We start from the raw sequence: 23,033 nt of genomic DNA on the forward strand, positions 1-23,033 counted from the left end.
GGCGCCGGTGATCGTCATCATTGGGGACCGTGCGGTTGCCCGCCCGAGAAGTTGGGCCAACCGTGCGTTACCGTGACGAAACGGACCCAGGGTGGGCCGTCGCACGCACATGAGGAACCAGGGAGAAGGCCATGGCCAGCAAGGCTGAGAAGATCGTCGCCGGGCTCGGCGGAATCGAGAACATCGAAGAGGTCGAGGGCTGCATCACGCGCCTGCGCACCGAGGTCGTCGACCCCAGCAAGGTCGACGAGGCCGCGCTCAAGGCCGCCGGCGCACACGGCGTCGTGAAGATGGGCACCGCGATCCAGGTCGTCATCGGCACCGACGCGGACCCGATCGCGGCCGACATCGAAGACATGATGTGACGACCGCCTGAACCCGCTTCCGCAGGCCCCGCCCCACCCGGGCGGGGCCTGCGGCGTACCGGAAACCGGGGCCCCGTCACCCGATAGGCTCGGCGCCATGTCTCGTATCGACGGCCGCACCGCCGACCAGCTCCGTCCCGTCACCATCGAACGCGGATGGAGCAAGCACGCCGAAGGTTCCGTGCTCATCTCCTTCGGCGACACCAAAGTCTTCTGCACCGCCTCCGTCACCGAAGGCGTGCCGCGCTGGCGCAAGGGCAGCGGCGAGGGCTGGGTCACCGCCGAGTACTCGATGCTGCCCCGGTCCACCAACACCCGCGGCGACCGCGAGTCCGTACGCGGCAAGATCGGCGGCCGGACCCACGAGATCAGCCGGCTCATCGGCCGCTCCCTGCGCGCCGTCATCGACTACAAGGCCCTCGGCGAGAACACGATCGTCCTGGACTGCGACGTCCTCCAGGCCGACGGCGGCACCCGCACCGCCGCCATCACCGGCGCCTACGTCGCCCTCGCCGACGCGGTCGCCTGGGCCCAGGGCAAGAAGATCATCAAGCACGGCCGCAAGCCGCTGACCGGCACCGTCGCCGCCATCAGCGTCGGCATCGTGGACGGCACCCCGCTCCTCGACCTCTGCTACGAGGAGGACGTCCGCGCCGAGACCGACATGAACGTCGTCTGCACCGGCGACGGCCGCTTCGTGGAGGTCCAGGGCACCGCCGAGGCCGAACCCTTCGACCGTACCGAGCTCAACGCGCTGCTCGACCTCGCCACCGCCGGCTGCGTCGACCTCGCCAAGCTCCAGAACGAGGCGCTGGCCACCACGCTCGGCGCCTGAGAAGGCGAAGCCGGGAAGGTAAAGAGGCAACCAAGTCCCGCCCAGCGGCGTCGATACGCATACGGGCGCACGGGTCGAACCGTGCGCCCGTCCGCGTATCCGCACCCGGGGAGGGACCACACCATGGCCGCGCGCCACCGGCTCCACCGCACCGCACTGGCCGTCACCGCCGTACTGATCACCGCCACCGCGGCGGGCTGCGGCGCCCTCGACAAGACGCTCGACTGCGTCCGCACCGCCGACGCCATCGCCACCAGCGTCGACAACCTCCGCCAGGCCGTCTCCAACGCCTCCAACGACCCCACCCAGGCGTCCGAGGCCCTGGACCAGATCCAGGAGGAGCTGGGCAACCTCGGCGACAAGACGGACGACGCCGACCTCTCCAAGGCCGTGGACGACCTCCGCGCCGGTGTCACCAACGTCCGCGACTCCATCGACAAGGGCGACGCGACCCCGGACATCACCCCGGTCACCGACGCGGCCGGCGAGATCGCCAAGGTCTGCACCCCGTGACGCGCCGGTGCCCCGGCGGCACGAAGACCGCCGGGACACCCGGACCCGGCTCAGCTCACGACGAGGCGAGCCGCTTCCAGAACGCGTAGTGGTGGCCCGCCGCGAAGTCCGTCCGGCCGATGTCCCCGGACGCCAGCCGCTGCACGTACCGCCCGTCGTCCGTGAACCGCCGCCACGCCGGCAGTCCCGGACCGTTCATCCGACCGGTGCTCGCGAACCGGCTCCAATATCCGATCGCCGTGTCCGACAACTCCTCCTGAGCCCCGTCGAGCGGCTCGAAGAGCTCGTTCTCGAACAGATACGCGAGGTCGGTCATGTGACCCGTACCCAGTGAGAAGCTCGCCGGACGCGGCACGCCCCGGAAGTACGGCGCCGACGCCTCGGCGAATTCGTACGCGTACACCGACGTGTGCCGCGCCAGCGCCCGCTGCGTGTCCAGCGCCGCCGTCGACCACTCCGAGTCCGTGAGCACCGCCGACAGAGCCGCGCCCGGGGCCGGATACCGCTCCACCGGATACTCGGCCAGCACCGCCGGAGCGTCCGCCCCGAACTGGTTCGTCACCTTCTCCGCGTACCCCTCGGCGGTCAGCGGCCGGCCCGTCATGAGTTCGTCCATACCGGCCAGCCCGCTCATCTCGTCACGCGTCGAACCGTGTAGCACCGGCACCCGAGCGAACCGCCCCGCCGCGATCGCCTCCGCCGGCGCCTCCGGCACCACCTCACCGTCCACCACCGGGCGGTACCCGTCGTGACCGGACGCAGATGCCTCGACCAGATCGGCCGTCGGCAGGGCCCGCAGACGGGAGTCGACATCCTCCGTGCCGTCGCCCAAGGCCGCCGCGACGACCGCCTCACCCTGATCCTCCGCCTGAGCCCGCGTGAACGAACCGTCCGGCCCCACGCACCCCGCGCTCTGCACGATCGCTTTGTGGAACAGCCCCCGCGCGCCCGGTGACACCAGCTGCGCGCACACGCTGTAGCCCCCGCCCGACTGCCCCATCAGCGTCACATTGCCCGGATCCCCGCCGAACGCCGCCGCGTTGCGCGCCACCCACCGCAGCGCGGCCTGCTGGTCGAGCAGCCCCAGGTTCGCCGGGGCGCGCAGACCGGGCGCCGTCAGGAAACCGAACACCCCGAGCCGGTAATCGACCGTCACCACCACCGCGCCCTGCCGCGCCGCCGCCAGCTTCGCCGCGCCATAGCTAGCCCCGTCCCCGTACGCGAAGCTCCCGCCGTGGATCCACACGATCACCGGCCGGGGCCGCGCCGACCGCCCGGCCGGCGTCGTCACATTCAGATACAGGCAGTCCTCGCTGCCCCCGCCCGCGATCGAGATGGGCTGATCGGTGGGCTGCGCGCACGCGCTCCGAGGGGCCCGGGCGTCCAGCGTGGCCGACCACGGCCGGACCGCCGCCGGCTTCTTCCACCGGCGCTCACCGGTCGGCGGCGCCGCGTACGGGATGCCCTGGAACGTCCGCACCGCACCGGTGACCGCCCCCTGCACCGGGCCTTCGGCGGTCACCACCCGGGTGGGAAGAGGACGCTCCGAGGCGTCGGCGGCCGGTGCCAGGGCGGTCGTGGTGAGTGCCGCGCCGACGACTGCTGCTGCGAGGGCGGTGACACGGGACTTCAGGGGACTCATGCGGACTCCAGAGCTGGATGTGGTCTTCGGTGCGCGAACAGGACCAACGTAGCGAGGAGTTGGGCGATCGCGCAATACGTTTGTATAGATCGATCGTGCAAGGTGTCCGTACCGGGCGGCTTAGGATGCGGCGCATGGGTATGGGAAACCGGGAAAAGCTGCTGGAAGCGGCCAGGAAGTGCCTCTTCGAGAAGGGGTACGAACGCACCACCGTCCGCGAACTCGCCTCGGCGGCGGGCGTCAGCATGGCGGCCATCGGCTACCACTTCGGCTCCAAGGAGGCCCTGCTCAACCAGGCGCTCTTCGAGGCACTCGACTCCGGGGGCCAGGCGCTGGGCCCGTCGGCGGGGGACGGCGACCTCGGGGCGCTCTGGCAGCGGCTGATCGAGGCGTTCTCGGCGAACCGGACGTTCTGGCTGGCCAACCTGGAGACGATCCTGCGCGCCCAGCGCGACCCGGAACTCCGCGGGCAGGTCGCCTCAGGGCTGCGGCAGGGGCGCAGCGGCATGGCGTACGAGGTCACGGGGACGCCGGAGGGCGAGCTGTCCGAGGAGACCGTGCGCACCCTCGGGTCCGTCCAGCTCGCCCTGCTCGGCGGGCTGATGATGCAGCACATCACCGACCCGGAGTCGGCGCCCACCGCCGACGAGGTGCTGGCCGGCATCCGCGCGCTGGCCGCCCGCCTGCCCGACGAGGAGTGAGGCCGGGTCCGGCGATACTGGACGCATGACCCGCCTCATCCTCGCCACCCGCAACGCCGGGAAGATCACCGAACTCCACGCGATCCTCGCCGACGCGGGCCTCACGCACGAGCTCGTCGGCGCCGACGCGTATCCGGAGGTCCCCGACGTGAAGGAGACCGGCGTCACCTTCGCGGAGAACGCCCTGCTCAAGGCCCACGCCCTGGCGCAGGCCACCGGCCACCCCGCGATCGCGGACGACTCCGGCCTCTGCGTGGACGTCCTCGGCGGCGCGCCCGGCATCTTCTCGGCCCGCTGGGCCGGCACCCACGGCAACGACCGCGCCAACCTGGACCTGCTCCTGGCCCAGCTCGGTGACATCTCCGACCCCCATCGCGGGGCCTACTTCGCCTGCGCCGCCGCGCTCGCCCTCCCGGACGGCACGGAACGCGTGGTCGAGGGCCGCCTGACGGGCACCCTCCGCCACACCCCCGCCGGCGGCTACGGCTTCGGCTACGACCCGATCCTCCAGCCCGACGACGAAACCCGCACCTGCGCGGAACTGACCCCGGCCGAAAAGAACGCGATCAGCCACCGGGGGAAGGCGTTCCGGGCGCTTGTGCCGGTGGTGCGGGAGCTGGTGGGCTGACGCCTTTTGTGAATGCGGCAGGCCCGACTCGCCGCTGAGCGAGTCGGGCCTGCCGAGGGGGTACGCGAGGAGGGACTCGAACCCTCACGCCGCTAGGGCACTGGTACCTAAAACCAGCCTGTCTAACCAATTCCAGCACTCGCGCTTCCCCGGCAGTCTACAAGGGGAGGTGTCGTCAGCCCGAGGGTTTAGGGTGTGCTCGTCTCTTTGGGGCGCCGGTTGCGACACCATGTCTCGGTGAGTGGGTGGCAGTTGGGGCACAGATAGCGCAGGTTCTCAGCCCGGTTGTCGAGCCAGTCACCGTTGATGTGGTCGATCTGAAGCGTGCAGGTTTGCTTCATCCACCTGCCCCGGTTGCCACAGGACGTACAACGGTAGGCGACACCGATCTCCTGGAGGGCGCGGTGAAGCCTCTCCCTGTTCACGCGCGCCGACCCCGGCGGTCTGACAACCAAGGTCGTCGGCGCGACCGCCTTGGGCTTGGCTGCTTGTTGCGCTGACCAAGGACGACGCCTGAAGTGGCTCGTGTCGAGCTCCAGCCGGAGAACCGCGCGTCGCACGCGGCGGTGATTCGTGTCTTGGACCTCAAGGCCGAGCGCGCGCATGACGTCCGCGTAGCTTGTTGCGTCCGGAATGGCTTTCCTCAGCGCTGCTTCCGGGATGGCAAGGCGTGCCCTCCGGAAGTGCGAGGTGTCGATGCCTCGTCTGCGGAGCAGGGCAGCCAGAGCCGAGCGCGACTGGCTGTCGTCGCTCATTTCCAGGTTTCTGGCCACCCCGCGCACGCTGTCGGCGGTCAGTGCTGCGGCCCGTAGTTCCTCCGTGGTGAAGATCAGGTCCAGCTGTGGGCGGTTCATGCCGGGGAAGTGGCTGACATCGATGCCCGCCGCCGTGATGCGGCGGCCTATGTGAGACAGCGTGCCGGTCGCCGGTGGTGCCCCGAGTTTGACCACGACCTCACGTAGCGACGAGGACGATGCGACGGCCTCGGCGAGTCGTTGCCGCTCGTACACGTCAGACATGTTCCTGCCCCACCTCAGAACCGCATCCGGCCGCTCGTTCGCGGCCTCGTACGGAGTAACGAACCGACTATCGGAGCGTCACGTCCGATATCCGACAAGATGCGGAACGGCCCGTACCGCTTCGTGGAGAAGCTGTACGGGCCGCGGAGGGAGAGGGTCAGAACTTCGGGTCGGGGGTTTGGGCGTGGACCAGTTCGGCGGCTTCCTCTTCCGTTTCCACCGACGGCGGGGAGCCTGCCAGCGGCTTGTTCGCGGTCTCCTTCATGCAGGCCACCGCGATCACGCCCACCAGGGCCGCCGCCATCGAGTAGTACGCCGGCATCAGGTTGGAGCCGGAGACGCTGATCAGGGCCGTGATCACCAGCGGAGTCGTACCGCCGAAGATCGACGCCGAGAGGTTGTAGCCCACCGAGAGCGAGCCGTAGCGGACGTTCGTCGGGAACAGGGCCGGGAGCGCCGCCGACATCGTGCCGAGCATGCAGACCAGGGAGAGGCCCAGCATCAGCATGCCGATGATGATCGCGGGGATGCTGCCCTGGCGGATCAGCAGGAACGCGGGCAGCGAGAAGATCAGGAAGCCCAGCATGCCGGTCATCAGAAGCGGCTTGCGGCCGAAGCGGTCCGAGAGCTTGCCGACCTGGTTGATGATCAGCATCAGGAACACCATCACGCCGAGCAGGATCAGCAGGCCGTGCGTCTCGCTGTAGCCGAGCTCGTCGGAGAGGTACGTCGGCATGTACGACAGCAGCATGTAGTCGGTGATGTTGTACGCGCCGACCAGGCAGATGCAGAGGATCAGCGTCGGCCAGTAGTCGCGGAAGATCTTCCCCAGGTCCCCCTTCGCCGTCGTCTCGACGCTGTCCGCCGCCTCCGTGGCGTGCGCCGTGCCGCCCTCCAGCTTCTGGAAGGCCGGGGTCTCGTCCAGGCGCAGTCGCAGGTAGAGGCCGACCAGGCCGAGCGGCCCGGCGACCAGGAACGGTACGCGCCAGCCCCAGGCGTCCATCTGGGCGTCGTCGAGGAGCGCGTACAGCAGCGTCACCAGGCCCGCGGCGCCCACGTAGCCGGCGAGCGTGCCGAACTCCAGGAAGCTGCCGAAGAAGCCGCGCCGCTTGTCGGGGGCGTACTCCGCGATGAAGGTCGAGGCACCGCCGTACTCACCGCCCGTCGAGAAGCCCTGGAGCATGCGGAAGAAGATCAGCAGGACCGCGGCCCAGACGCCGATCGTGGCGTGGGAGGGGATCAGGCCGATCGCGAAGGTGCCGATCGCCATCATGATCATCGTGAGGGCGAGGACCTTCTTGCGGCCGATCTTGTCGCCCATCGGGCCGAAGAACATGCCGCCGAGGGGCCGTACGAGGAAGGCGACCGCGAAGGTGGCGAACGAGGAGAGGAGCTGGGTCGTGTCGTTCCCGGACGGGAAGAAGACGTGTCCCAGCGTCCCGGCGAGGTAGGAGTAGATGCCGAAGTCGAACCACTCCATCGCGTTGCCGAGCGAGGCGGCCTTCACCGCGCGCTTGACCGCCTGGTCGTCCGTGATGGTGATGTCGGTGCGCCGCAGCTTGGGGTTCTGCCGCTTCCGGATCGCACGGAACAGCGCGGGGTGACGTTTGACCGCTTCAGGGTCGGCCACCTGGTGGGGGTCGGAGGCCGCCATGGCCGGTTCCTTTCCTCGGCAACTGTTACAGGAAAGGCTTCTGCGCGGACATGGCGGCCGCAAACCGGTTCAGCGAAGGATTGGGATGTCCATCACATGATTTCGGCCATTCGGCCCAGCGGATGGCCCGTTTCGGGCTGTTCTGTGCGGCTTACGGGCCGTGCTCGCCGACCTCAGATCTTGAGGTCCTTGATGATCTTGGCGACGTGGCCGGTGGCCTTGACGTTGTAGAAGGCGTGGGCGACCTTGCCGTCCTCGTCCACCACGACCGTGGACCGGATGACGCCCGTCACCGTTTTGCCGTAGAGCTTCTTCTCGCCGTACGCGCCGTACGCCTCAAGGGTCTCCTTGGCCGGATCGCCCACCAGTGTGACCTTGAGGTTCTCCTTCTCGCGGAACTTCGCGAGCTTCTCCGGCTTGTCCGGCGAGACCCCGATGACGTCGTAGCCGGCCTCGGCGAGCAGATCGAGGTTGTCCGTGAAGTCGCACGCCTGCTTGGTGCAGCCGGGGGTAAGAGCGGCGGGGTAGAAGTAGACGATGACCTTGCGGCCCTTGTGGTCCGCGAGCGAGACGTCGTTGCCGTCCGCGTCGGGCAGGGTGAAGGCGGGGGCGGTGTCGCCGGGGGCGAGGCGCTCGCTCATGGTTCTCCTCGTTGGTACGTGGGGTCTACGGGACCGAGCGTAATGGGGGTGCCGCCGGGTGCGGATGCGGCGGAACTGACAGACTGTCGATGAAGGTTTACCGGACGAGGACCACGGAGGCGGCGCGGTGTCGGATGCCAGGACCCCTGCGCAGATCGAGGCGGACATCATCAGCAGGCGCGAGCAGCTTGCGGTGGTACTCGATGAGATCGGGGTGCGGGTGCACCCGAAGACGATCATCGGTGACGCGAAGGCGAAGGTCGCCGGGACCGTGGACCGGACGGCCGGCCGGGCGTACGTGGCGGTGAATCGCGCGGTGTCGGACGTCAAGGCCCAGTTCGTCTCGGAGACGGGCAGCCCGCGGCTGGAGCGCGTGATCCCGGCGGCGCTGCTCGCGGCGGGCGTGGTCGGCCTGGTCGTCGTCTCCTCGCGGCGCAAGCGCTGACCCCTCGCGCGTGCCGGGCGTGCTGCCCGGTAGGTTGCGGGGCGTGAGCGAGAACACCGACGACAAGCTGCCCATCCGGATGCTGCACGACCGAGTGCTGGTCCGGTCCGAGTCGCCCGAGGGCGAGCGGCGTTCCGGCGGCGGCATCCTGATTCCCGCGACGGCCGCGGTCGGCCGCCGGCTGGCGTGGGCCGTGGTGGTGGCGGTGGGGCAGAACGTGCGGACGGTCGAGCCGGGCGACCGGGTGCTGTTCGACCCGGAGGACCGGGCGGAGGTCGAGGTGCGGGGTGTGGCGTACGTGCTGATGCGCGAGCGCGACCTGCACGCGGTGGCCGCGGACCGGTTCGAGGGCTCGGAGGATTCGACCGGGCTGTATCTGTAGAGCTGGATCCGTAGATCTGTGGGCGGAGGGCCCGGTGGCCGTTGTCACCGGGCCCTTCGCCTGTCCTTTGCTACCGTGGAGGGACCCCGACGAGACGCGCCGTACCGGGTTTCGCAAAGACGACGCACCCGTGTTGTTCGCGTGTTCTGTCTCGTCGGAGGTGCTGTCGTGGCGTGGGTTCTGCTGGTCGTCGCCGGTCTGCTGGAAGTGGCCTGGTCGATCGGGATGAAGTACACCGAGGGGTTCACCCGGCTGTGGCCGAGCGTGTTCACGGGCCTGGGGATCGTGGCGAGCATGATGCTGCTGTCGCACGCGGCCCGGACCCTGCCGATCGGTACGGCGTACGGGGTGTGGGTCGGGATCGGCGCGGCGGGTGCCGCGGTCCTGGGCATGGTGGTGCTGCACGAGCCGGTGACGGCGGCCCGGATCTTCTTCGTGTGCCTGCTGCTGGTGGCGGTGGTCGGGCTGAAGGCCACCTCGGGGCACTGACCCGGCGGGGCCGCCGGGGGCTTCAGGGGCTCAGGGCCGGGTGCTGGGGGCCCGGGTGCCGCGCGGCCCTTCGAGGAAGCCGCCGATGTCGCCGCCGTCCCCGCCCCCGGTGTCCCCGCCGTCCCCGCCGCCCGTGTCCGTCCCGCCGTCCGTCGTGCCGCCGGCGCCCGCGCCCCCGGCCGGGTTGTCCGTGGTGCCGGGGGTGGTGCGCGGGGCCGACGGGGTCCGGGACGGGGTGGTGGGCGGGGTGCGCCTCGGGGTGGCCGAGGGGGTGCGGCGGCCGGTGTCGCCGGGGCGGTGTCCTCGGCGGTGGGCAGCGCGGTGTCGTCGGTGTCCTCCTCCACGTCGAGGTCGAAGTCCTGGGCGGGGGTGCCCTTCAGGGCGGCCCCGGTGTACTGGGCCCAGGTCTCGGCGGGGGCGCCGCCGCCGTTGATGCGGGGGAGCCCGAGCGCGCCGTAGAGGGATTCCTGGGCGCCGGTGTCCGGGTCCTGGCCCATGACGGCGATGACGGTGGCGAGGTCGGGGGTGTAGCCGGCGAACCAGGCGGCCCGGTCCTCCTCGGCGGTGCCGGTCTTCCCGGCGGCGGGCCGGCCGGCGCCCCGGGCGGCGGTGCCGGTGCCGCCCTCCACGACGCTCCGGAGGATCGACGTGGTGGTGTCGGCTGCCTCGCGGCTGACGGCCTGCTTCACCGTACGGCCGGGCAGGGTGACGTCCTCGCCGTCCTTGCTGACCTTGCTGACCAGGACGTGGGCGCCGTGCTTGCCGTGTGCGGCGAGGGTCGCGTACGCCTCGGTCATGTCGAGGACGCTGGCGGTGGCGACGCCGAGCGCGATGGAGGGGGTGGGGGTGAGGTCGGCGGTGTCCTTGGGGATGCCGAGGGAGACGGCGGTCTGCCGGACCTTCTCGGGGCCGACGTCCTCGGCCATCTGGGCGTAGACGGCGTTGACGGACTTGTCGGTGGCGGTCGACACGGTGATGGGGCCGTAGCTGCGGTCGTCCTCGTTGGCGGGGTCGTAGCCGGTGGGTCCGTCGGGCCCTTCGACCATGCGTTTGTTGGTGCCGTCGTAGATGGTGCCGGGGGTGATGCGGCGGCCGTCCTGGGTGGTGGAGTCGTTGGCGACGGCCGAGGTGAAGACGAACGGCTTGAAGGTGGAGCCGACCTGGTAGTCGCGGCGGGTGGCGTTGTTGACGTACTGCCGGGTGTAGTCGACGCCGCCGTACATGGCGACGACATGGCCGGTGGCGGGGTCGATGGAGGCGCCGCCGACGCGGACGTCGCGGTCGGCCTCGCGGTCGTCGTCGGTCTTGGACATGACCTTGTCCTCGACGGCCTCGACGAGGGCGTCCTGCCTCTTGCGCTGGAGCGTGGTGGTGATGCGGTAGCCGCGGGTGGCGAGGGTCTTCTCGTCCAGGATGTCGTTGTCGACGAGGTAGTCCTCGACGGCCTTGACGATGTAGCCGCGCTGCCCGGAGAGGCTGTTGGCGGGCTTCACGGGGCCGGGGACGGGGAAGGTCATCGCGGCGCGCTCGGCGGGGTCGAGCCACTTCTCCTTGACCATGCCGTCCAGCACGTAGTTCCAGCGGGCGACGGCGGCGGGCTTGTTCTCGGGGTAGGCGACGACGTCGTAGGCGCTGGGGGCGTTGAGCAGCGAGGCGAGGTACGCGCCCTGGGCGGTGGTGACGTCGCCGATGTCCTTGCCGTAGTACGCCTGGGAGGCGGCCTGGATGCCGTAGGCGTTGCGGCCGAAGTAGCTGGTGTTGAGGTAGCCCTCCAGGATCTGGTCCTTGGACTGTTCCCGGTTGAGCTTGATGGAGATGAAGAATTCCTTGATCTTGCGGACGACGGTCTGTTCCTGGCCCAGGTAGTAGTTCTTGACGTACTGCTGGGTGATGGTCGAACCGCCCTGCTTGCCCTTGCCGGTGACGGTGTTCCAGCCGGCCCGGAACATCGCCTTGACGTCGACGGCGCGTTCGGAGTAGAAGTCGCGGTCCTCGGCGGCGAGGACCGCGTGCCGGACGGTGAGCGGGACCTGGGCGAGCTTGATGCTCTCGCGGTTGATCTCGCCGTCGCGGGCGATGACGGTGCCGTCGGCGTACAGGTAGACGTTGGACTGGGCGGTGGCTTTGGCGTTGGCGGCGGGGATGTCGACCAGCTGGTAGCCGGCGAGGAACCCGCCGACCAGGAGCAGGGCGATGAGGAGTACGCCGCCGAGGACCATGCGCCAGGTGGGGATCAGCCGCCGCCAGCCGGTGCGCTTGGGGCGCTTGGGCTTCTTCGCGCCGGTGGCTTCGGGGGCCGTGGCGTCGGGGGCCGTGGCTTCGGGGGTCTCGCCTTCGGGGGCCGGTCCCGGGGCGGCGGCGTCGGCAGGCAGGTCCCTGGGGGCCCGGCCCGGGGGTCGGTGTCCCCGTTCTGCTGCTGTGGCTCGTCGCTCATGTCGGTGCAGACTCCTCGGCCGCGGTCAGTTCCCCCATAGTGCCCTTTTCTGGCGCATATCCCTTGGATCGACGGCCGAAAAGCGCTCGCGGCGGCGGTCCCGGCTGGACTAGGCTCCTGCGCTTTGGTGTCCACGCACGGTGCGGCACCCGTGGACGGGGAGGCGGTTGCTGTGCGGGTCTACGCGGTGGTGGCGGCGGGCGGTTTCCGCCGTTACGCCACCTATCGGATCGAGACGGCGGCGGGGGTGTTCACCAACACCGTCTTCGGCTTCATCCTCGCCTACACGTACATGGCGTTGTGGGACGAGCGGCCCCGCCTCGGCGGTTACGACATGCCGCAGGCGCTGACCTTCGTCTGGCTGGGCCAGGCGCTGCTGATGACCTGCGTGATGATGGGCGGCGGCTTCGAGGACGAACTCATCGAGCGCATCCGCACGGGCGACATCGCGGTGGACCTCTACCGCCCGGTCGACCTCCAGCTGTGGTGGCTGGCGCAGGACTTGGGCCGGGCGGCCTTCCATCTGCTGGGGCGCGGCATCGTGCCGATGGTGCTCGGCGGGCTGGCGTTCGACCTGGCGCTGCCGGGATCGGCGGGGCCGTGGCTGGCGTTCCTCGTCTCGGTGGCGCTGGGCGTGGTGGTGAGCTTCGGCATCCGCTATCTGGTGGCGCTGTCCGCCTTCTGGCTGATGGACGGGGCGGGCGCGGCGCAGATCGCCTTCCTGGCGGGGCTGTTCTTCTCGGGGATGCTGCTGCCGCTGAGCCTGTTCCCGGGGCTGCTGGGCGAGGTGGCGCGGCTGATGCCGTGGTCGGCGCTGCTCCAGGTGCCGGCGGATGTGTTCCTGGGCAAGCACACGGGCTGGGGGCTGGTGCGGGTGTACGTGTTCCAGGCGGCCTGGGCCGCGGTGTTGCTGCTGGTGGGGCGGATGGTGCAGGGCGTGGCGACGCGGAGGGTGGTGGTCCAGGGTGGCTGAGCTGACGGAGACGGCGGTGCCGGAGGCGCCGGGGGAGATGTTCGCCCCGCAGCCGCGGCTGGTCGAGGGGGTGCGGGCGTACGGGCTGATCGTGTCGATGTGGCTGCGCTCCACCATGGCGTACCGGGCCTCGTTCCTGATGACGGCGGTCGGCAACTTCACGGCGACGGCGTTCGACTTCGTGACGATCATGCTGATGTTCGCGCACGTCGACGCGCTGGGCGGCTACTCGCTCCCGGAGATCGCCCTGCTGTACGGGGCCTCGGGGACGGCGTTCGGCCTGGCGGACCTGCTGATGGGGTCGATGGACCGGCTGGGCCGCCGGGTGCGCGACGGCACGTTGGACACGTTGCTGGTGCGGCCGGTCCCGGTCCTCGCGCAGGTGGCGGCCGACCGCTTCGCGCTGCGCAGGCTGGGGCGGATCACCCAGGGGCTGCTGGTGCTCGGCTACGGGCTGGTGGCGGCGGACATCGACTGGACCCCGGCGAAGGCGGTCCTGCTGCCGCTGATGCTGCTGAGCGGGTCGGTGATCTTCGGGGCGGTGTTCGTGGCCGGCGGGGCGTTCCAGTTCATCGCGCAGGACGCCTCGCAGGTGCAGAACTCGTTCACGTACGGGGGCAACACGCTGCTCCAGTACCCGCCGACGATCTTCGCGAAGGACCTGGTGCGCGGGGTGGTCTTCGTGGTGCCGCTGGCCTTCGTGAACTGGCTTCCGGCGCTGTATGTGCTGGGCCGGGAGCTGCCGTTGGGGCTGCCGGACGGGGTGGCGTTCCTGCCGCCGGTGGTGGCCGCCGTCTGCGCGACCGGGGCGGGCCTGGTGTGGCGGGCGGGGCTGCGGGCGTACCGGAGTACGGGAAGTTGAAGCGGGACGGGAGAGGGAGCGGCATGAGTACGGACACGGAGACGAGCACGGCCGGGCATCCGGGCGCCGGGGCGGCCTTCATCGAGCTGGACCGGCTGGAGAAGGTCTTCGACGTCCGCCGCAGGACGGGTTTCCTGCGCGGTGAGCGGCGCCAGGTGCGGGCGGTCGACGGGATCAGCTTCCGGGTGGAGCGCGGCGAGATGGTCGGCTACATCGGGCCGAACGGGGCCGGGAAGTCGACCACGATCAAGATGCTGACGGGCATCCTCACGCCGAGCGGCGGCTCCCTGCGCGTCGCGGGCATCGACCCTTCGCGGGAGCGTACGCGGCTGGCGCACCGGATCGGTGTGGTCTTCGGCCAGCGCACGACGCTCTGGTGGGACCTGCCGCTGCGGGACTCGTACCGGCTGATGCACCGCATGTACCGGGTGCCGGACGCGCGCTTCCGGGCCAATCTGGACCGGTGCGTCGAACTCCTGGACCTGGGCGAGCTGTTGGACGTACCGGTGCGTCAGCTGTCGCTGGGGCAGCGGATGCGCGGGGACATCGCGGCGGCGCTGCTGCACGACCCTGAGGTGCTGTATCTGGACGAGCCGACGATCGGCCTCGACGTGGTGTCCAAGGCCAAGGTGCGGCAGTTCCTGCGGGACCTGAACGCGGAGCGCGGGACGACGGTGCTGCTGACGACCCATGACCTGACGGACATCGAGCAGTTGTGCAGCCGGGTGATGGTGATCGACCACGGCCGGCTGATGTACGACGGTGCGCTGGCCGGGCTGCACGAGGTGGGGGAGAGCGAGCGGACGCTGGTGGTCGACCTGGAGCGCGAACTCCCGCCGATCCGGCTGGAGTCGGAGCCCTCGGTGCGCACGGTGAAGGTGGAGGGGCCGCGCCAGTGGCTGGCCTTCCCGGCCTCCGCGTCGGCGGCGCCGCTGGTGGCGCGGATCGCCGCGGAGTACCCGTTGGCGGACCTTTCGGTGCGGGAGCCGGACATCGAGGCGGTGATCGCGAAGATGTACGCGCGCGAGCGGCCCGGTGAGCCGGTGACGTGAGCGCGGCCGTTCAATAGGCTGCGTTCCATGACGAGCGAACTCCCGGACATGCGGGCCTCCGACGCCGAGCGTGAACGTGTTGCCGAGATCCTGCGCGAGGCGGTCGCCGAAGGGCGCCTGGAGATGGAGGAGTTCGACCAGCGCCTGGACGCCGCCTACAAGGCGCGGACGCACGGCGAGCTGGAACCGCTCGTCCGTGACCTGCCGGCCGTCGGCTCCTCCTCGTCGGCGTCGGCCGTCGCGCAGCCGCGGGCGGGCTCGGCGGCCCGCTGGTCGGAGCGGATCGGGCGGCCGGCGACGTCGACCGGCGGCTTCGCGTTCTGGGGCGGTTTCCGCCGCCGGGGGAACTGGACGGTCGGGAAGGTGTTCACGGCGTTCGCGATGTGGGGCGGCGGCGACATCGACCTGCGCGAGGCGAACTTCGAGTCCCGCGAGACCGTCATCCGCTGTTTCACGATCATGGGCGGCCTCCGGGTGACGGTTCCGCCGGACCTCGGTGTGGAGGTCCGGGGCATCGGCATCATGGGCGGCTTCGGGGAGGACACCAAGGACGAGTCGGCCCCCGCGCCCGACGCGCCCCGGGTCCGGATCACCGGCTTCGCGCTCATGGGCGGCGTCGGGGTGGAGCACAAGCGCAGCAAGGCGGAGAAGCAGCGGCTGCGGGACGCGGACCGGCAGCGGGGCCGCCTGGAGAAGGGCGACACGCCCTAGCCCGGAGCGCGTCTCAGAGCGCGTCGACCTTCGGCCTGTCCCCGGTCAGGGCGTCCACGTCCGGCAGCGAAGCCAGGCGGGCGTACCCGGCGTCATTGAGGTGCAGGTGGTCGCCGGAGTCGTACGCGGGGCGCAGCCGCTGGGGGTGTGCCGGGTCGCGCAGGGCGAGGTCGGAGTCCATGACCTCGTCGAAGATCCCGCCCGCCCGGATCTCCGCGTTGACCCGCTGCCGCACCTGGTTCCCGCCGGCCGTCCAGACCGCCGAGCCGTGGTACGGCATGAGGGTCGCGCCGATGACCTTCAGGCCGCGTGCGTGAGCCCGCTCGGTGAGGGCGCGCAGGGCACCGGTGATCCGCTCGGGGTCGGTCTCCCTCGGGAGCGCCTGGATGTCGTTGATGCCGAGCGCGATGACGACGGTCTTCGCGCCGGAGATGCCCAGGACGTCGCGCTCGAAGCGGTCGAGCGCGCGCGGGCCGACCCCGTCGCGCAGCAGGCGGTTGCCGCCGATGCCCTCGTTGACCACCGCGTATCCGCCGTTCAGCCGGTCGGCGAAGGCGTCCGGCCAGCGGGTGTTGGCGTCGGTGGTGGAGCCGGAGCCGGCGGTGAGCGAGTCGCCGAACGCGACCAGCGTCCCGGTCGCCCGCGCGTCGCCGCCCCGCACGTCGACGGCGGTGAGGTAGCGCCACTGCGTGGTGGACCAGGTGCCCCGGCCGTCCTCGGTGTACGAGGTCTGGTGGCTGTTCGGGTGCGTGGTGACCGGCCCGTCGGCGGTCGGGGTGCGCAGGGCGACCACGAGGTCGGCGTCCCCGTCGACCGGGACGGCGACGGCGTCGCTGACGGTCTGCCCGCCGGCGGCGACGGTGACGGACGCGGCCCCCCGGAACGTCACGGGGCGGGTGTTCACGGTGACGCGGTCGATGAGCAGGGGTCGCGTACCGAACAGGTTGGACAGCGTCACGCGGGCCTCGGTGCCGCCGATGCTGGTGTGCACGACGTTGCGGATGACGCGGCGGCTCTGGTCCTCCGCCTGCGCCGGGTCGGCCACGCCGGCCACGGGCGCCGCCGCCCAGGTGGCGAGCCAGTGCCCGGAGGAGTGCGCCGGGGCGGCCGGGCTGTGGGCCACGCCCTGCGGGGCCGTCGCGGCGGCGGCCGTCGCCCTGTCCCCGTTGAACAGCAGGGAACCGGCGAACGCCACGGCTGCGGCGAGCGCGGCGGTACCCGCCACGAGGGCTATGAGCAGGGCGTAACCCTGGCGCCTGGGCATGGGCGGTGTGTCTCCTTGCGGAAAAGAGGAAAAGCGGGGGAAGTGGACCGGTTCCCATGATGCGGCAGGACGCGGGGAACTCGACGTGCGGGCCGGGAGTAGGTCAGGTAGGCACAATGCGTAGCGGACGCCTGGTGCTGTGCGTACGCGGACGGGTGGAGCGGATGGAACGGATCGACGGAACCGGGCGGACCGAGCGGGGCGCACTGCCTCCGGGGCCCGGTGGGAGGGCGAGACCCGGGGGGCTCGCCTCGTTCGCGTACACGGCGGCGGACGAGGAGAAGCGTCGTGGCGTACGCCGGATGAAGACCACGGCCACCGGCCTCCTTCTGCTGGTCGCGCTGGTGTACGTCCTCGCCACCTGGGCGAAGAACGAGGGGGTGAGCGGCTGGCCGGGCTTCGTCGCGGCGGCCGCCGAGGCGGGCATGGTGGGTGCGCTGGCGGACTGGTTCGCCGTCACGGCCCTCTTCAAGCGTCCGCTCGGTCTGCCGATTCCGCACACCGCCATCATTCCCACCAAGAAGGACCAGCTGGGGGCCTCCCTCGGTTCCTTCGTCGGCGAGAACTTTCTCTCCGGGGACGTCGTACGTGACCGGATTCACTCGCTGGGCATCGGCGGCCGGGTCGGCAGCTGGCTCGCGGAGCCGGCCCACGCGGACCGGGTCACGGCCGAGCTGTCGACCGCGCTGCGCGGCGCGCTCACCGTACTGCGGGACGCGGACGTCCAGGCCGTCGTCGGCGAGGCGATCACCCGGCGGGCCAACGCGGCGGAGATCGGCCCGGGGCTCGGCAAGATGCTGGCGAAGGTCGTCGCGGACGGCGGCCACCGCAAGCTGGTCGACCTGGTCTGCGCCCGCGCGCACGACTGGCTGGTGCTGCACGGCGACTCGGTGATGGACGCGGTGCAGGGCGGGGCGCCGGGCTGGACGCCCCGGTTCGTGGACAAGCGGGTCGGGGAGCGGGTCTACAAGGAGCTGCTGCGCTTCGTGACCGAGATGCGGGACATGCCGGGGCACCCGGCGCGCGGCTCCATCGACACGTTCCTCGCGGACTTCGCGGCAGACCTCCAGACCGACTCGGAGACCCGGGACCGGGTGGAGCGCCTGAAGTCGGAGATCCTGGGGCGCGGCGAGGTCCAGGACGTCATCGCCTCGGCCTGGGCGTCGGTGCGCGCGATGGTGATCGCGGCGGCGGAGGACGAGCAGAGCGAGCTGCGGCTGCGCGCCCGCGCGTCCTTGATGTCGCTGGGCGCCCGGCTGGCCACGGACGAACGGCTCCAGGGGAAGCTGGAGGGCTGGCTGGAGGACGCGGCGGCGTACGTCGTCACGACGTACCGGACGGAGATCACGTCGCTGATCAGCGACACGGTGGCCGGCTGGGACGCCGACCAGACCTCCCGCAAGATCGAGGCCCACATCGGCCGTGACCTCCAGTTCATCCGCATCAACGGCACGGTGGTGGGAGCGCTGGCGGGCCTGGCGATCTACACGGTGTCGTGGGCGCTGTGGGGGTGAGGGGGCCCCGGGGCGGGGCCGGGTAGGGGCCGCGCGCGGCCCGGAGTGCCCGGGCTCGGGGAGGCCCGGATGGGGGCGGTCGGGCTCGGCCGCCCCGTCACCGTGTCCGCACGGCGTCTGAGCGCCCGCGGCGCCCGTGTCCGGGCAGGGGCGCCTGGGGTCTGGCACGCCCGGGGTCTGGCACGCCTGCGGTGGGGTACGCCTGCGGTCGTGTACGCCCGGGCTCGGGCACGCCCGGTCAGGGGCGTCCGGGGCCGGGCACGCCCCGGCCAGGCTCGCCCCACCAGCGCGTCCGGAGGGCGCCCCCGTTCAGGACGCCCGGCGGGTGACCGCCCAGGACGCGGCGGCGACCGTGCCCGCCGCGGTGAAGACCGCGGGCCAGGCGCCGATCTTCTTGGCCAGCGGGTGCGAGCCCGCGAACGCGGCCACGTACGCGGTGGTCAGGGCGGCCGCCGCGCGCGGGCCCGCCTGACGGTTCCACTCGTACGCGGCGACGCCGCCCGCCGCCGCGAGCGCGACCCCGCCCAGCGGACGCTTGCGGGTCCACCGCGCGACGGCGTAACCGCCGACCAGTCCGCCTGCCGCCACCGCCGCTGCCGGCACCTTCGCCATCGCGGTCACCTCCGCCTTCGTCCATGTCATGGGTGTGCGCCCGGCGCACTCGTAAGCGCCTCGCGCCCGGACCGAGGCTAACGCGCGCTTCCGACCCACCGTCGCGGAGGGGGTGCACAAGCGTTTACCCTGGGGGTGAACATCCGTGCACCCCGAGTCGGCAACGGAGAACCATGCCCGCGGACATACCCGCCCCCACCGCCCCGTCCACCCCCGCGGCCGAGGCCCCGCACCCCCGTTTCGCGGTGGGCGTGCTGGCCTTCTGCGGGGTCGTCGTCGCGGTGATGCAGACGATCGTCGTACCGCTGCTCCCGCACATCCCCGAGCTGACCGGCGCCACCCCGGCCGCCGCGAGCTGGCTGGTGACCGTGACGCTGCTGACCGGTGCGGTGTTCACGCCGGTGCTCGGCCGGGTCGGCGACATGTACGGCAAGCGGCGGGTGCTCGTCGCCTCGCTCGCGGTGCTCGTCGTGGGCTCGGTGCTCTGCGGGGCCAGCTCCCACATCGGCGTGCTGATCACCGGCCGCGCGCTCCAGGGCGCCGCCATCGCCGTCGTACCGCTGGGCATCAGCATCCTGCGCGACGAACTGCCGCCCGAGCGCGTGCTGTCCGCCGTCGCGCTGATGAGCTCGACGCTCGGCATCGGCGCCGCCGTGGGCCTGCCGATCGCCGCGCTCGTGGTCGAGAACTTCGACTGGCACACGATGTTCTGGGTCTCCGGCTTCATCGGCCTCATCGACATCGTGCTCGTCCTCGCCTTCGTACCGGAGTCCCCGCTGCGCAGCCGCGGCCGCTTCGACGCGCTCGGCGCCCTCGGTCTGTCCGGCGCGCTGGTCTGCCTGCTGCTCGCGGTGACGCAGGGCGGCGACTGGGGCTGGGCCTCCGGCCGGACGGTCGGCCTGCTCGTGGCGGCCGTCGTGGTGGCGCTGATCTGGGGGGCGTACGAGCTCCGCGTCGCGACGCCCATGGTCGACCTGCGGGTCTCCGCCCGCCCGGCGGTCCTGCTCACCAACATCGCGGCCCTGCTCATCGGCTTCGCCTTCTACGCGAACTCCCTGGTCACCGCGCAGATGGTGCAGGAGCCCAAGGCGACCGGTTACGGGCTCGGCGCCTCGCTCGTCGTCAGCGGCCTGTGCCTGCTGCCGGGCGGGGTCGCCATGGTGGCGCTGTCCCCGGTCTCCGCCCGGATCTCCGCGAAGCACGGCCCCAAGGTCAGCCTGGCGCTGGCGGCGGGGATCATCGCCGCCGGTTACGGGGTGCGGTACTTCACCAGCCACAGCCTGTGGCTCATCGTCGCCGGCGCCACGGTCGTCGCCTCCGGCACGGCCATCGCGTACTCGGCGCTCCCGGCCCTCGTGATGCGCGGCGTCCCGGTCAGCGAGACCGGGGCGGCGAACGGCCTGAACACCCTGATGCGGTCGATCGGCCAGGCGTTCTGCAGCGCGACGGTGGCGGCCGTGCTGGCCAACCTCACCTTCCGGGCAGGGGGCCGGACCGCGCCGACCCTGCACGCGTACCAGCTGGTCTTCGTCATCGCGGCGGGCGCGGCGCTGCTCGCCCTGCTGGTCACGCTCATGCTGCCGGGCCGCGGGCCCGCCGGGGCGGGTACGGTCGGGGAGAGCCGCAAGGCGCCGGGCACCCTGACGGGGGGTGCGCGGCCGGCGGGGATCCAGGAGGGCGCATGACCGGCGGCCAGGCCATCGCCGCGACCGGCCGCGACGCGATCCTGCGGGCCGCCCGGCGGGCGTTCACGCAGCGGCCGTACGCGGAGGTGACGATCCGGGGGATCGCGGCGGACGCGGGGGTCAGCGCGTCGCTGGTGGTCAAGCACTTCGGCCGCAAGGAGGAGCTGTTCAACACGGTGGCGGACTTCGGCCCGGCCGCGGCTGAGCTGTTCGACGCGCCGCTCGACGTCCTGGGCCGCCACATGGTGGTGACCCTGGTGACCCGCCGCCGCGCGCTCCAGTCGGACCCGCTGCTCCGGGTCGTCTTCTCCCTGGGCAACCAGGACGAACGCTCCCTGCTCCGCGACCGCTTCCACGACCAGGTCACCGACGCGCTGACCGCCCGCCTCCCGGGGGAGGACGCCGCCCTCCGCGCGGAGCTTCTGGCGGGTCACCTGCTGGGCCTGGGCGCGACGCTGAGCCTGCACCGGGACGGGGCGGGGGCGTCCGCGACGCCGGAACGCATCGCGGACCTGTACGCGCCGGCGTTGCAGCGGCTGATCACGGGCTGAGGCGCTGCGGGGGCGCTGCCCCCGCACCCCCGCTCCTCAATCGCCAGAGGGGCTTGATTTGGCCGCGCGGCCACCCCCGCCGCAGGCGCGTCCTAGCGCATCGCGTTGCGCCAGACCGTCACATCGAGCGTGACGTAGTCACTCGGCGAATCCTCCGGCGAGTGCCCCTGGTACGTCACCAGCCCCATGTGCCCCGTCCCCGTCGTCACGCACACCTGCCGCCCCTTCGACAGCTTGCTGATCTCGATGTTGTTGGCGAACCGCGTCTCCGCCCGGCACACATCCAGCGACCCGGCCTGCCCCGGATCGAGCAGGATCAGCTTGCCGCCCTCGCTCTCCGCCTCCAGATACCCGCCGGAGTCGTACGTCAGCTCGTACCCGTCGTCCTCACCCTCCTGCGGCCGCACCTCGTCGTCGCCGAACGTCAGGTGGTACCCCTGGGTGAGGTTGATCCCGGTGAAGTCCTCCGGCGTCGGGTCCGACGTCGCGGGGGCCTGCCCCTCGGGCTGCTCGGCGCCGCCGTCGACCTCCCCGGTGGGGTCCGCGCTGGGCGTGGAACTCGCCTTGGCAGCCGGGGAGTTCTTGTCCTGGGCGGTGGTGTCGCTCTGCGACCCCTTGTCGTCGTCCTTCTGCGACAGGAAGTACGCCGTCCCGCCGCCCGCCACACCGACCAGCAGCGCGGCCACGACCGCGATGGCCGCGACCCGCCCCCGCCGCCGCTTGGGGGCTCGGGCGTCTGCGGCGTCGGCTGCGTGACGTGGGACTGCGGCGGATACCCCGCCCCGGCCCCGGGTACCCGTACGACGGCTGGTGGGCGGCCGGATACCCGTACGCCGGCGTCTGCGCGGACGGCGCCGTGGGCGCACCGTACGCGCTCGGCCCCACCGGCGCGGGCCCCTGCCCGGGCGCGGGCGTGACCGGCGGCCCGTACCCCGGCGGCGGGGTGCTCGGCGCCGGTGTGGTGGGGGAGTACGCGGCGGGGGTGGGAGGAGCCGCGGGCGCGGCGGCCACCGGCGGCGTCGCCGGGGCGGCCGACGGCGGCGGCGGCGTCTGCACGGGCGCCGGCGCGGCGGCCCGTACGGTGATGTCGGCCGCGACCGGCTTCGGCAGCCAGTCCTCCGGCCGCCGCAGCACCGTCTCCGCGTTCGCGGTCTGGCAGAGCCGGATCACCTCGGCGACCGAGGGCCGGTCCTCCGGGTTCTTCGCGAGGCAGCGCCCGACCAGCTCCATCAGCCGCTCCGGCACCCCCGTGAGGTCCGGCTCCTCGTGCACGATCCGGTAGAGCACCCCGTGCGAGGTCCCCTCGCCGAACGCGGGCGTCCCGGTCGACGCGAACACCGCGACCTGCCCGAGCGCGAAGATGTCCGTCGCGGCGGTGACCTTGCGCCCGGCGGCCTGCTCCGGCGCCATGAACGACGGGGTGCCGATCGTGACCCCGCTCCCCGTGAGCGACGTCGCGTCGGCCGCGTACGCGATACCGAAGTCGATGACGCGCGGCCCGTCCGCCGCGAGCAGCACGTTGGACGGCTTGAGGTCGCGGTGGACGATCCCGGCGCCGTGGATGACGTGCAGCGCCTCCGCCATGCCCGCGATCAGCAGCAGCACCGCCTCGACGGGCAGCGCGCCGTGCTCCACGACCGCGTCGGCGAGCGACGGGCCCGGCACGTACGCGGTGGCGAGCCACGGCTGCGCGCCCTTGGTGTCGGCGTCGATCACGGGCGCGGTGAACAGCCCCTGCACGCGCTGCGCGGACTGCACCTCCTGCGCGAACCGCCGCCGGAACTCCGCGTCCTCGCCGAACTCCGGCCGGATCACCTTGATCGCGACGGGCCGGCCGCCGGGCGTGTACGACAGGTACACCTTGCCCATGCCGCCCGCGCCGAGCTTGGCGGCCAGCCGGTATCCGGCGATGGTGGTGGGGTCGTCAGCCGCGAGGGGCTGGAAGACCTGCGAGGCGCCGCCTCTGCGTGGCTGCTGACCGCTCATGTACTCGTAACTCCCCCGGAGAGCGCTGCTGTAGACACGGCACCCTATCCAAATCCCGCGGCGCTGCGGAGCGGT

21 protein-coding genes, 1 tRNA gene, 2 pseudogenes and 1 riboswitch are annotated in these 23,033 nt (G+C 71.8%); of the genes and pseudogenes, 15 read left to right on the forward strand and 9 right to left on the reverse strand.

The genetic code is table 11. The features are described 5' to 3' along the window. Positions 1-131: 131 nt before the first annotated feature. From NEH16_RS20070 to NEH16_RS20080, 3 genes are all read left to right on the forward strand, one after another. Positions 132-365, forward strand: a complete 234-nt coding sequence (locus NEH16_RS20070; RefSeq protein WP_018105617.1) for a glucose PTS transporter subunit EIIB — start codon at positions 132-134, stop codon at positions 363-365. A 97-nt stretch (positions 366-462) separates the two neighbouring features. Continuing rightward, on the forward strand, positions 463-1,200 hold the full coding sequence (rph, locus tag NEH16_RS20075; RefSeq protein ID WP_018105618.1) for a ribonuclease PH: 738 nt from the start codon (positions 463-465) through the stop codon (positions 1,198-1,200). A gap of 123 nt (positions 1,201-1,323) precedes the next feature. Beyond that, entirely contained in the window at positions 1,324-1,713 is a 390-nt protein-coding gene (locus NEH16_RS20080; RefSeq protein WP_265544197.1) for a hypothetical protein, read from the forward strand. Positions 1,714-1,768: 55 nt separating this feature from the next. Here NEH16_RS20080 and NEH16_RS20085 read toward each other — a convergent pair whose 3' ends face one another. Beyond that, positions 1,769-3,355, reverse strand: a complete 1,587-nt coding sequence (locus NEH16_RS20085; protein WP_265544198.1) for a carboxylesterase/lipase family protein — start codon at positions 3,353-3,355, stop codon at positions 1,769-1,771. Between the two features lie 134 nt (positions 3,356-3,489). Here NEH16_RS20085 and NEH16_RS20090 point away from each other — a divergent pair, with 134 nt between their 5' ends. Together NEH16_RS20090 and rdgB are read left to right on the forward strand one after the other, a co-directional pair. Next, on the forward strand, positions 3,490-4,056 hold the full coding sequence (locus tag NEH16_RS20090; RefSeq protein WP_430523759.1) for a TetR/AcrR family transcriptional regulator: 567 nt from the start codon (positions 3,490-3,492) through the stop codon (positions 4,054-4,056). A gap of 25 nt (positions 4,057-4,081) precedes the next feature. Then, the gene (gene rdgB, locus NEH16_RS20095; RefSeq protein WP_073964995.1) at positions 4,082-4,684 is read left to right on the forward strand and encodes an RdgB/HAM1 family non-canonical purine NTP pyrophosphatase; all 603 of its coding nucleotides are present in this window, start codon (positions 4,082-4,084) and stop codon (positions 4,682-4,684) included. Between the two features lie 61 nt (positions 4,685-4,745). Here the strand turns inward: rdgB and NEH16_RS20100 are convergent. From NEH16_RS20100 to bcp, 4 genes are all read right to left on the reverse strand, one after another. Further along, positions 4,746-4,829: transfer RNA gene (locus tag NEH16_RS20100), tRNA-Leu, on the reverse strand. A 43-nt stretch (positions 4,830-4,872) separates the two neighbouring features. Then, complete coding sequence (locus NEH16_RS20105; RefSeq protein ID WP_265544199.1) at positions 4,873-5,703, reverse strand: HNH endonuclease signature motif containing protein; 831 nt, start codon at positions 5,701-5,703, stop codon at positions 4,873-4,875. A gap of 157 nt (positions 5,704-5,860) precedes the next feature. Further along, entirely contained in the window at positions 5,861-7,357 is a 1,497-nt protein-coding gene (gene proP, locus NEH16_RS20110; protein WP_265544200.1) for a glycine betaine/L-proline transporter ProP, read from the reverse strand. 173 nt (positions 7,358-7,530) lie between these two features. Further along, on the reverse strand, positions 7,531-7,998 hold the full coding sequence (bcp, locus tag NEH16_RS20115; protein WP_073964999.1) for a thioredoxin-dependent thiol peroxidase: 468 nt from the start codon (positions 7,996-7,998) through the stop codon (positions 7,531-7,533). Between the two features lie 127 nt (positions 7,999-8,125). Here bcp and NEH16_RS20120 point away from each other — a divergent pair, with 127 nt between their 5' ends. The 3 genes from NEH16_RS20120 to NEH16_RS20130 all read left to right on the forward strand — a co-directional run bounded on the left by NEH16_RS20120 (position 8,126) and on the right by NEH16_RS20130 (position 9,314). Further along, the gene (locus NEH16_RS20120) at positions 8,126-8,443 is read left to right on the forward strand and encodes a DUF3618 domain-containing protein (protein WP_073965000.1); all 318 of its coding nucleotides are present in this window, start codon (positions 8,126-8,128) and stop codon (positions 8,441-8,443) included. 43 nt (positions 8,444-8,486) lie between these two features. Continuing rightward, positions 8,487-8,825, forward strand: coding sequence for a GroES family chaperonin (locus NEH16_RS20125; RefSeq protein ID WP_018105628.1), 339 nt, complete (start codon positions 8,487-8,489; stop codon positions 8,823-8,825). 59 nt (positions 8,826-8,884) lie between these two features. Continuing rightward, positions 8,885-8,954: riboswitch (guanidine-III (ykkC-III) riboswitch) on the forward strand. A 39-nt stretch (positions 8,955-8,993) separates the two neighbouring features. Beyond that, positions 8,994-9,314 carry a DMT family transporter gene (locus tag NEH16_RS20130; RefSeq protein ID WP_018105629.1) on the forward strand — a complete coding sequence of 107 codons (321 nt, stop codon included), beginning with the start codon at positions 8,994-8,996 and terminating at the stop codon, positions 9,312-9,314. A 539-nt stretch (positions 9,315-9,853) separates the two neighbouring features. Here NEH16_RS20130 and NEH16_RS20135 read toward each other — a convergent pair. Continuing rightward, positions 9,854-11,533, reverse strand: a pseudogene (locus tag NEH16_RS20135) (transglycosylase domain-containing protein); the annotation flags it as partial. A 387-nt stretch (positions 11,534-11,920) separates the two neighbouring features. Between NEH16_RS20135 and NEH16_RS20140 the strand changes: the two are divergent. From NEH16_RS20140 to NEH16_RS20155, 4 genes are read left to right on the forward strand one after another with little or no spacing between them, the layout of a single operon-like run. After that, entirely contained in the window at positions 11,921-12,721 is an 801-nt protein-coding gene (locus tag NEH16_RS20140) for an ABC transporter permease (RefSeq protein WP_265547273.1), read from the forward strand. A gap of 37 nt (positions 12,722-12,758) precedes the next feature. Beyond that, positions 12,759-13,583, forward strand: a complete 825-nt coding sequence (locus tag NEH16_RS20145) for an ABC transporter permease (protein ID WP_265547274.1) — start codon at positions 12,759-12,761, stop codon at positions 13,581-13,583. A gap of 23 nt (positions 13,584-13,606) precedes the next feature. Beyond that, positions 13,607-14,635 carry an ABC transporter ATP-binding protein gene (locus tag NEH16_RS20150; RefSeq protein ID WP_265544201.1) on the forward strand — a complete coding sequence of 343 codons (1,029 nt, stop codon included), beginning with the start codon at positions 13,607-13,609 and terminating at the stop codon, positions 14,633-14,635. Between the two features lie 48 nt (positions 14,636-14,683). Next, positions 14,684-15,346, forward strand: coding sequence for a DUF1707 SHOCT-like domain-containing protein (locus NEH16_RS20155; protein WP_265547275.1), 663 nt, complete (start codon positions 14,684-14,686; stop codon positions 15,344-15,346). 13 nt (positions 15,347-15,359) lie between these two features. On the opposite strand, the gene NEH16_RS20160 is transcribed toward NEH16_RS20155, so the two are convergent. Further along, positions 15,360-16,610, reverse strand: coding sequence for an SGNH/GDSL hydrolase family protein (locus NEH16_RS20160; protein WP_265544202.1), 1,251 nt, complete (start codon positions 16,608-16,610; stop codon positions 15,360-15,362). A 164-nt stretch (positions 16,611-16,774) separates the two neighbouring features. On the opposite strand from NEH16_RS20160, the gene NEH16_RS20165 reads away from it, so the two are divergent. After that, entirely contained in the window at positions 16,775-18,124 is a 1,350-nt protein-coding gene (locus tag NEH16_RS20165; protein WP_430523779.1) for a DUF445 domain-containing protein, read from the forward strand. 309 nt (positions 18,125-18,433) lie between these two features. On the opposite strand, the gene NEH16_RS20170 is transcribed toward NEH16_RS20165, so the two are convergent. Next, positions 18,434-18,766, reverse strand: coding sequence for a hypothetical protein (locus tag NEH16_RS20170; protein ID WP_265544204.1), 333 nt, complete (start codon positions 18,764-18,766; stop codon positions 18,434-18,436). 143 nt (positions 18,767-18,909) lie between these two features. Between NEH16_RS20170 and NEH16_RS20175 the strand changes: the two genes are divergently transcribed. Next, positions 18,910-20,421, forward strand: a complete 1,512-nt coding sequence (locus NEH16_RS20175) for an MFS transporter (protein WP_265544205.1) — start codon at positions 18,910-18,912, stop codon at positions 20,419-20,421. Beyond that, the gene (locus NEH16_RS20180; RefSeq protein WP_265544206.1) at positions 20,418-20,972 is read left to right on the forward strand and encodes a TetR/AcrR family transcriptional regulator; all 555 of its coding nucleotides are present in this window, start codon (positions 20,418-20,420) and stop codon (positions 20,970-20,972) included. The genes NEH16_RS20175 and NEH16_RS20180 overlap by 4 nt, the downstream gene beginning before the upstream one ends. Positions 20,973-21,064: 92 nt before the next feature. Here the strand turns inward: NEH16_RS20180 and NEH16_RS20185 are convergent. Beyond that, a pseudogene (locus NEH16_RS20185) lies at positions 21,065-22,958 on the reverse strand (serine/threonine-protein kinase). Positions 22,959-23,033 lie beyond the last annotated feature (75 nt).

The organism is Streptomyces drozdowiczii (genome assembly GCF_026167665.1).
Classification (GTDB): Bacteria; Actinomycetota; Actinomycetes; order Streptomycetales; family Streptomycetaceae; genus Streptomyces; species Streptomyces drozdowiczii_A.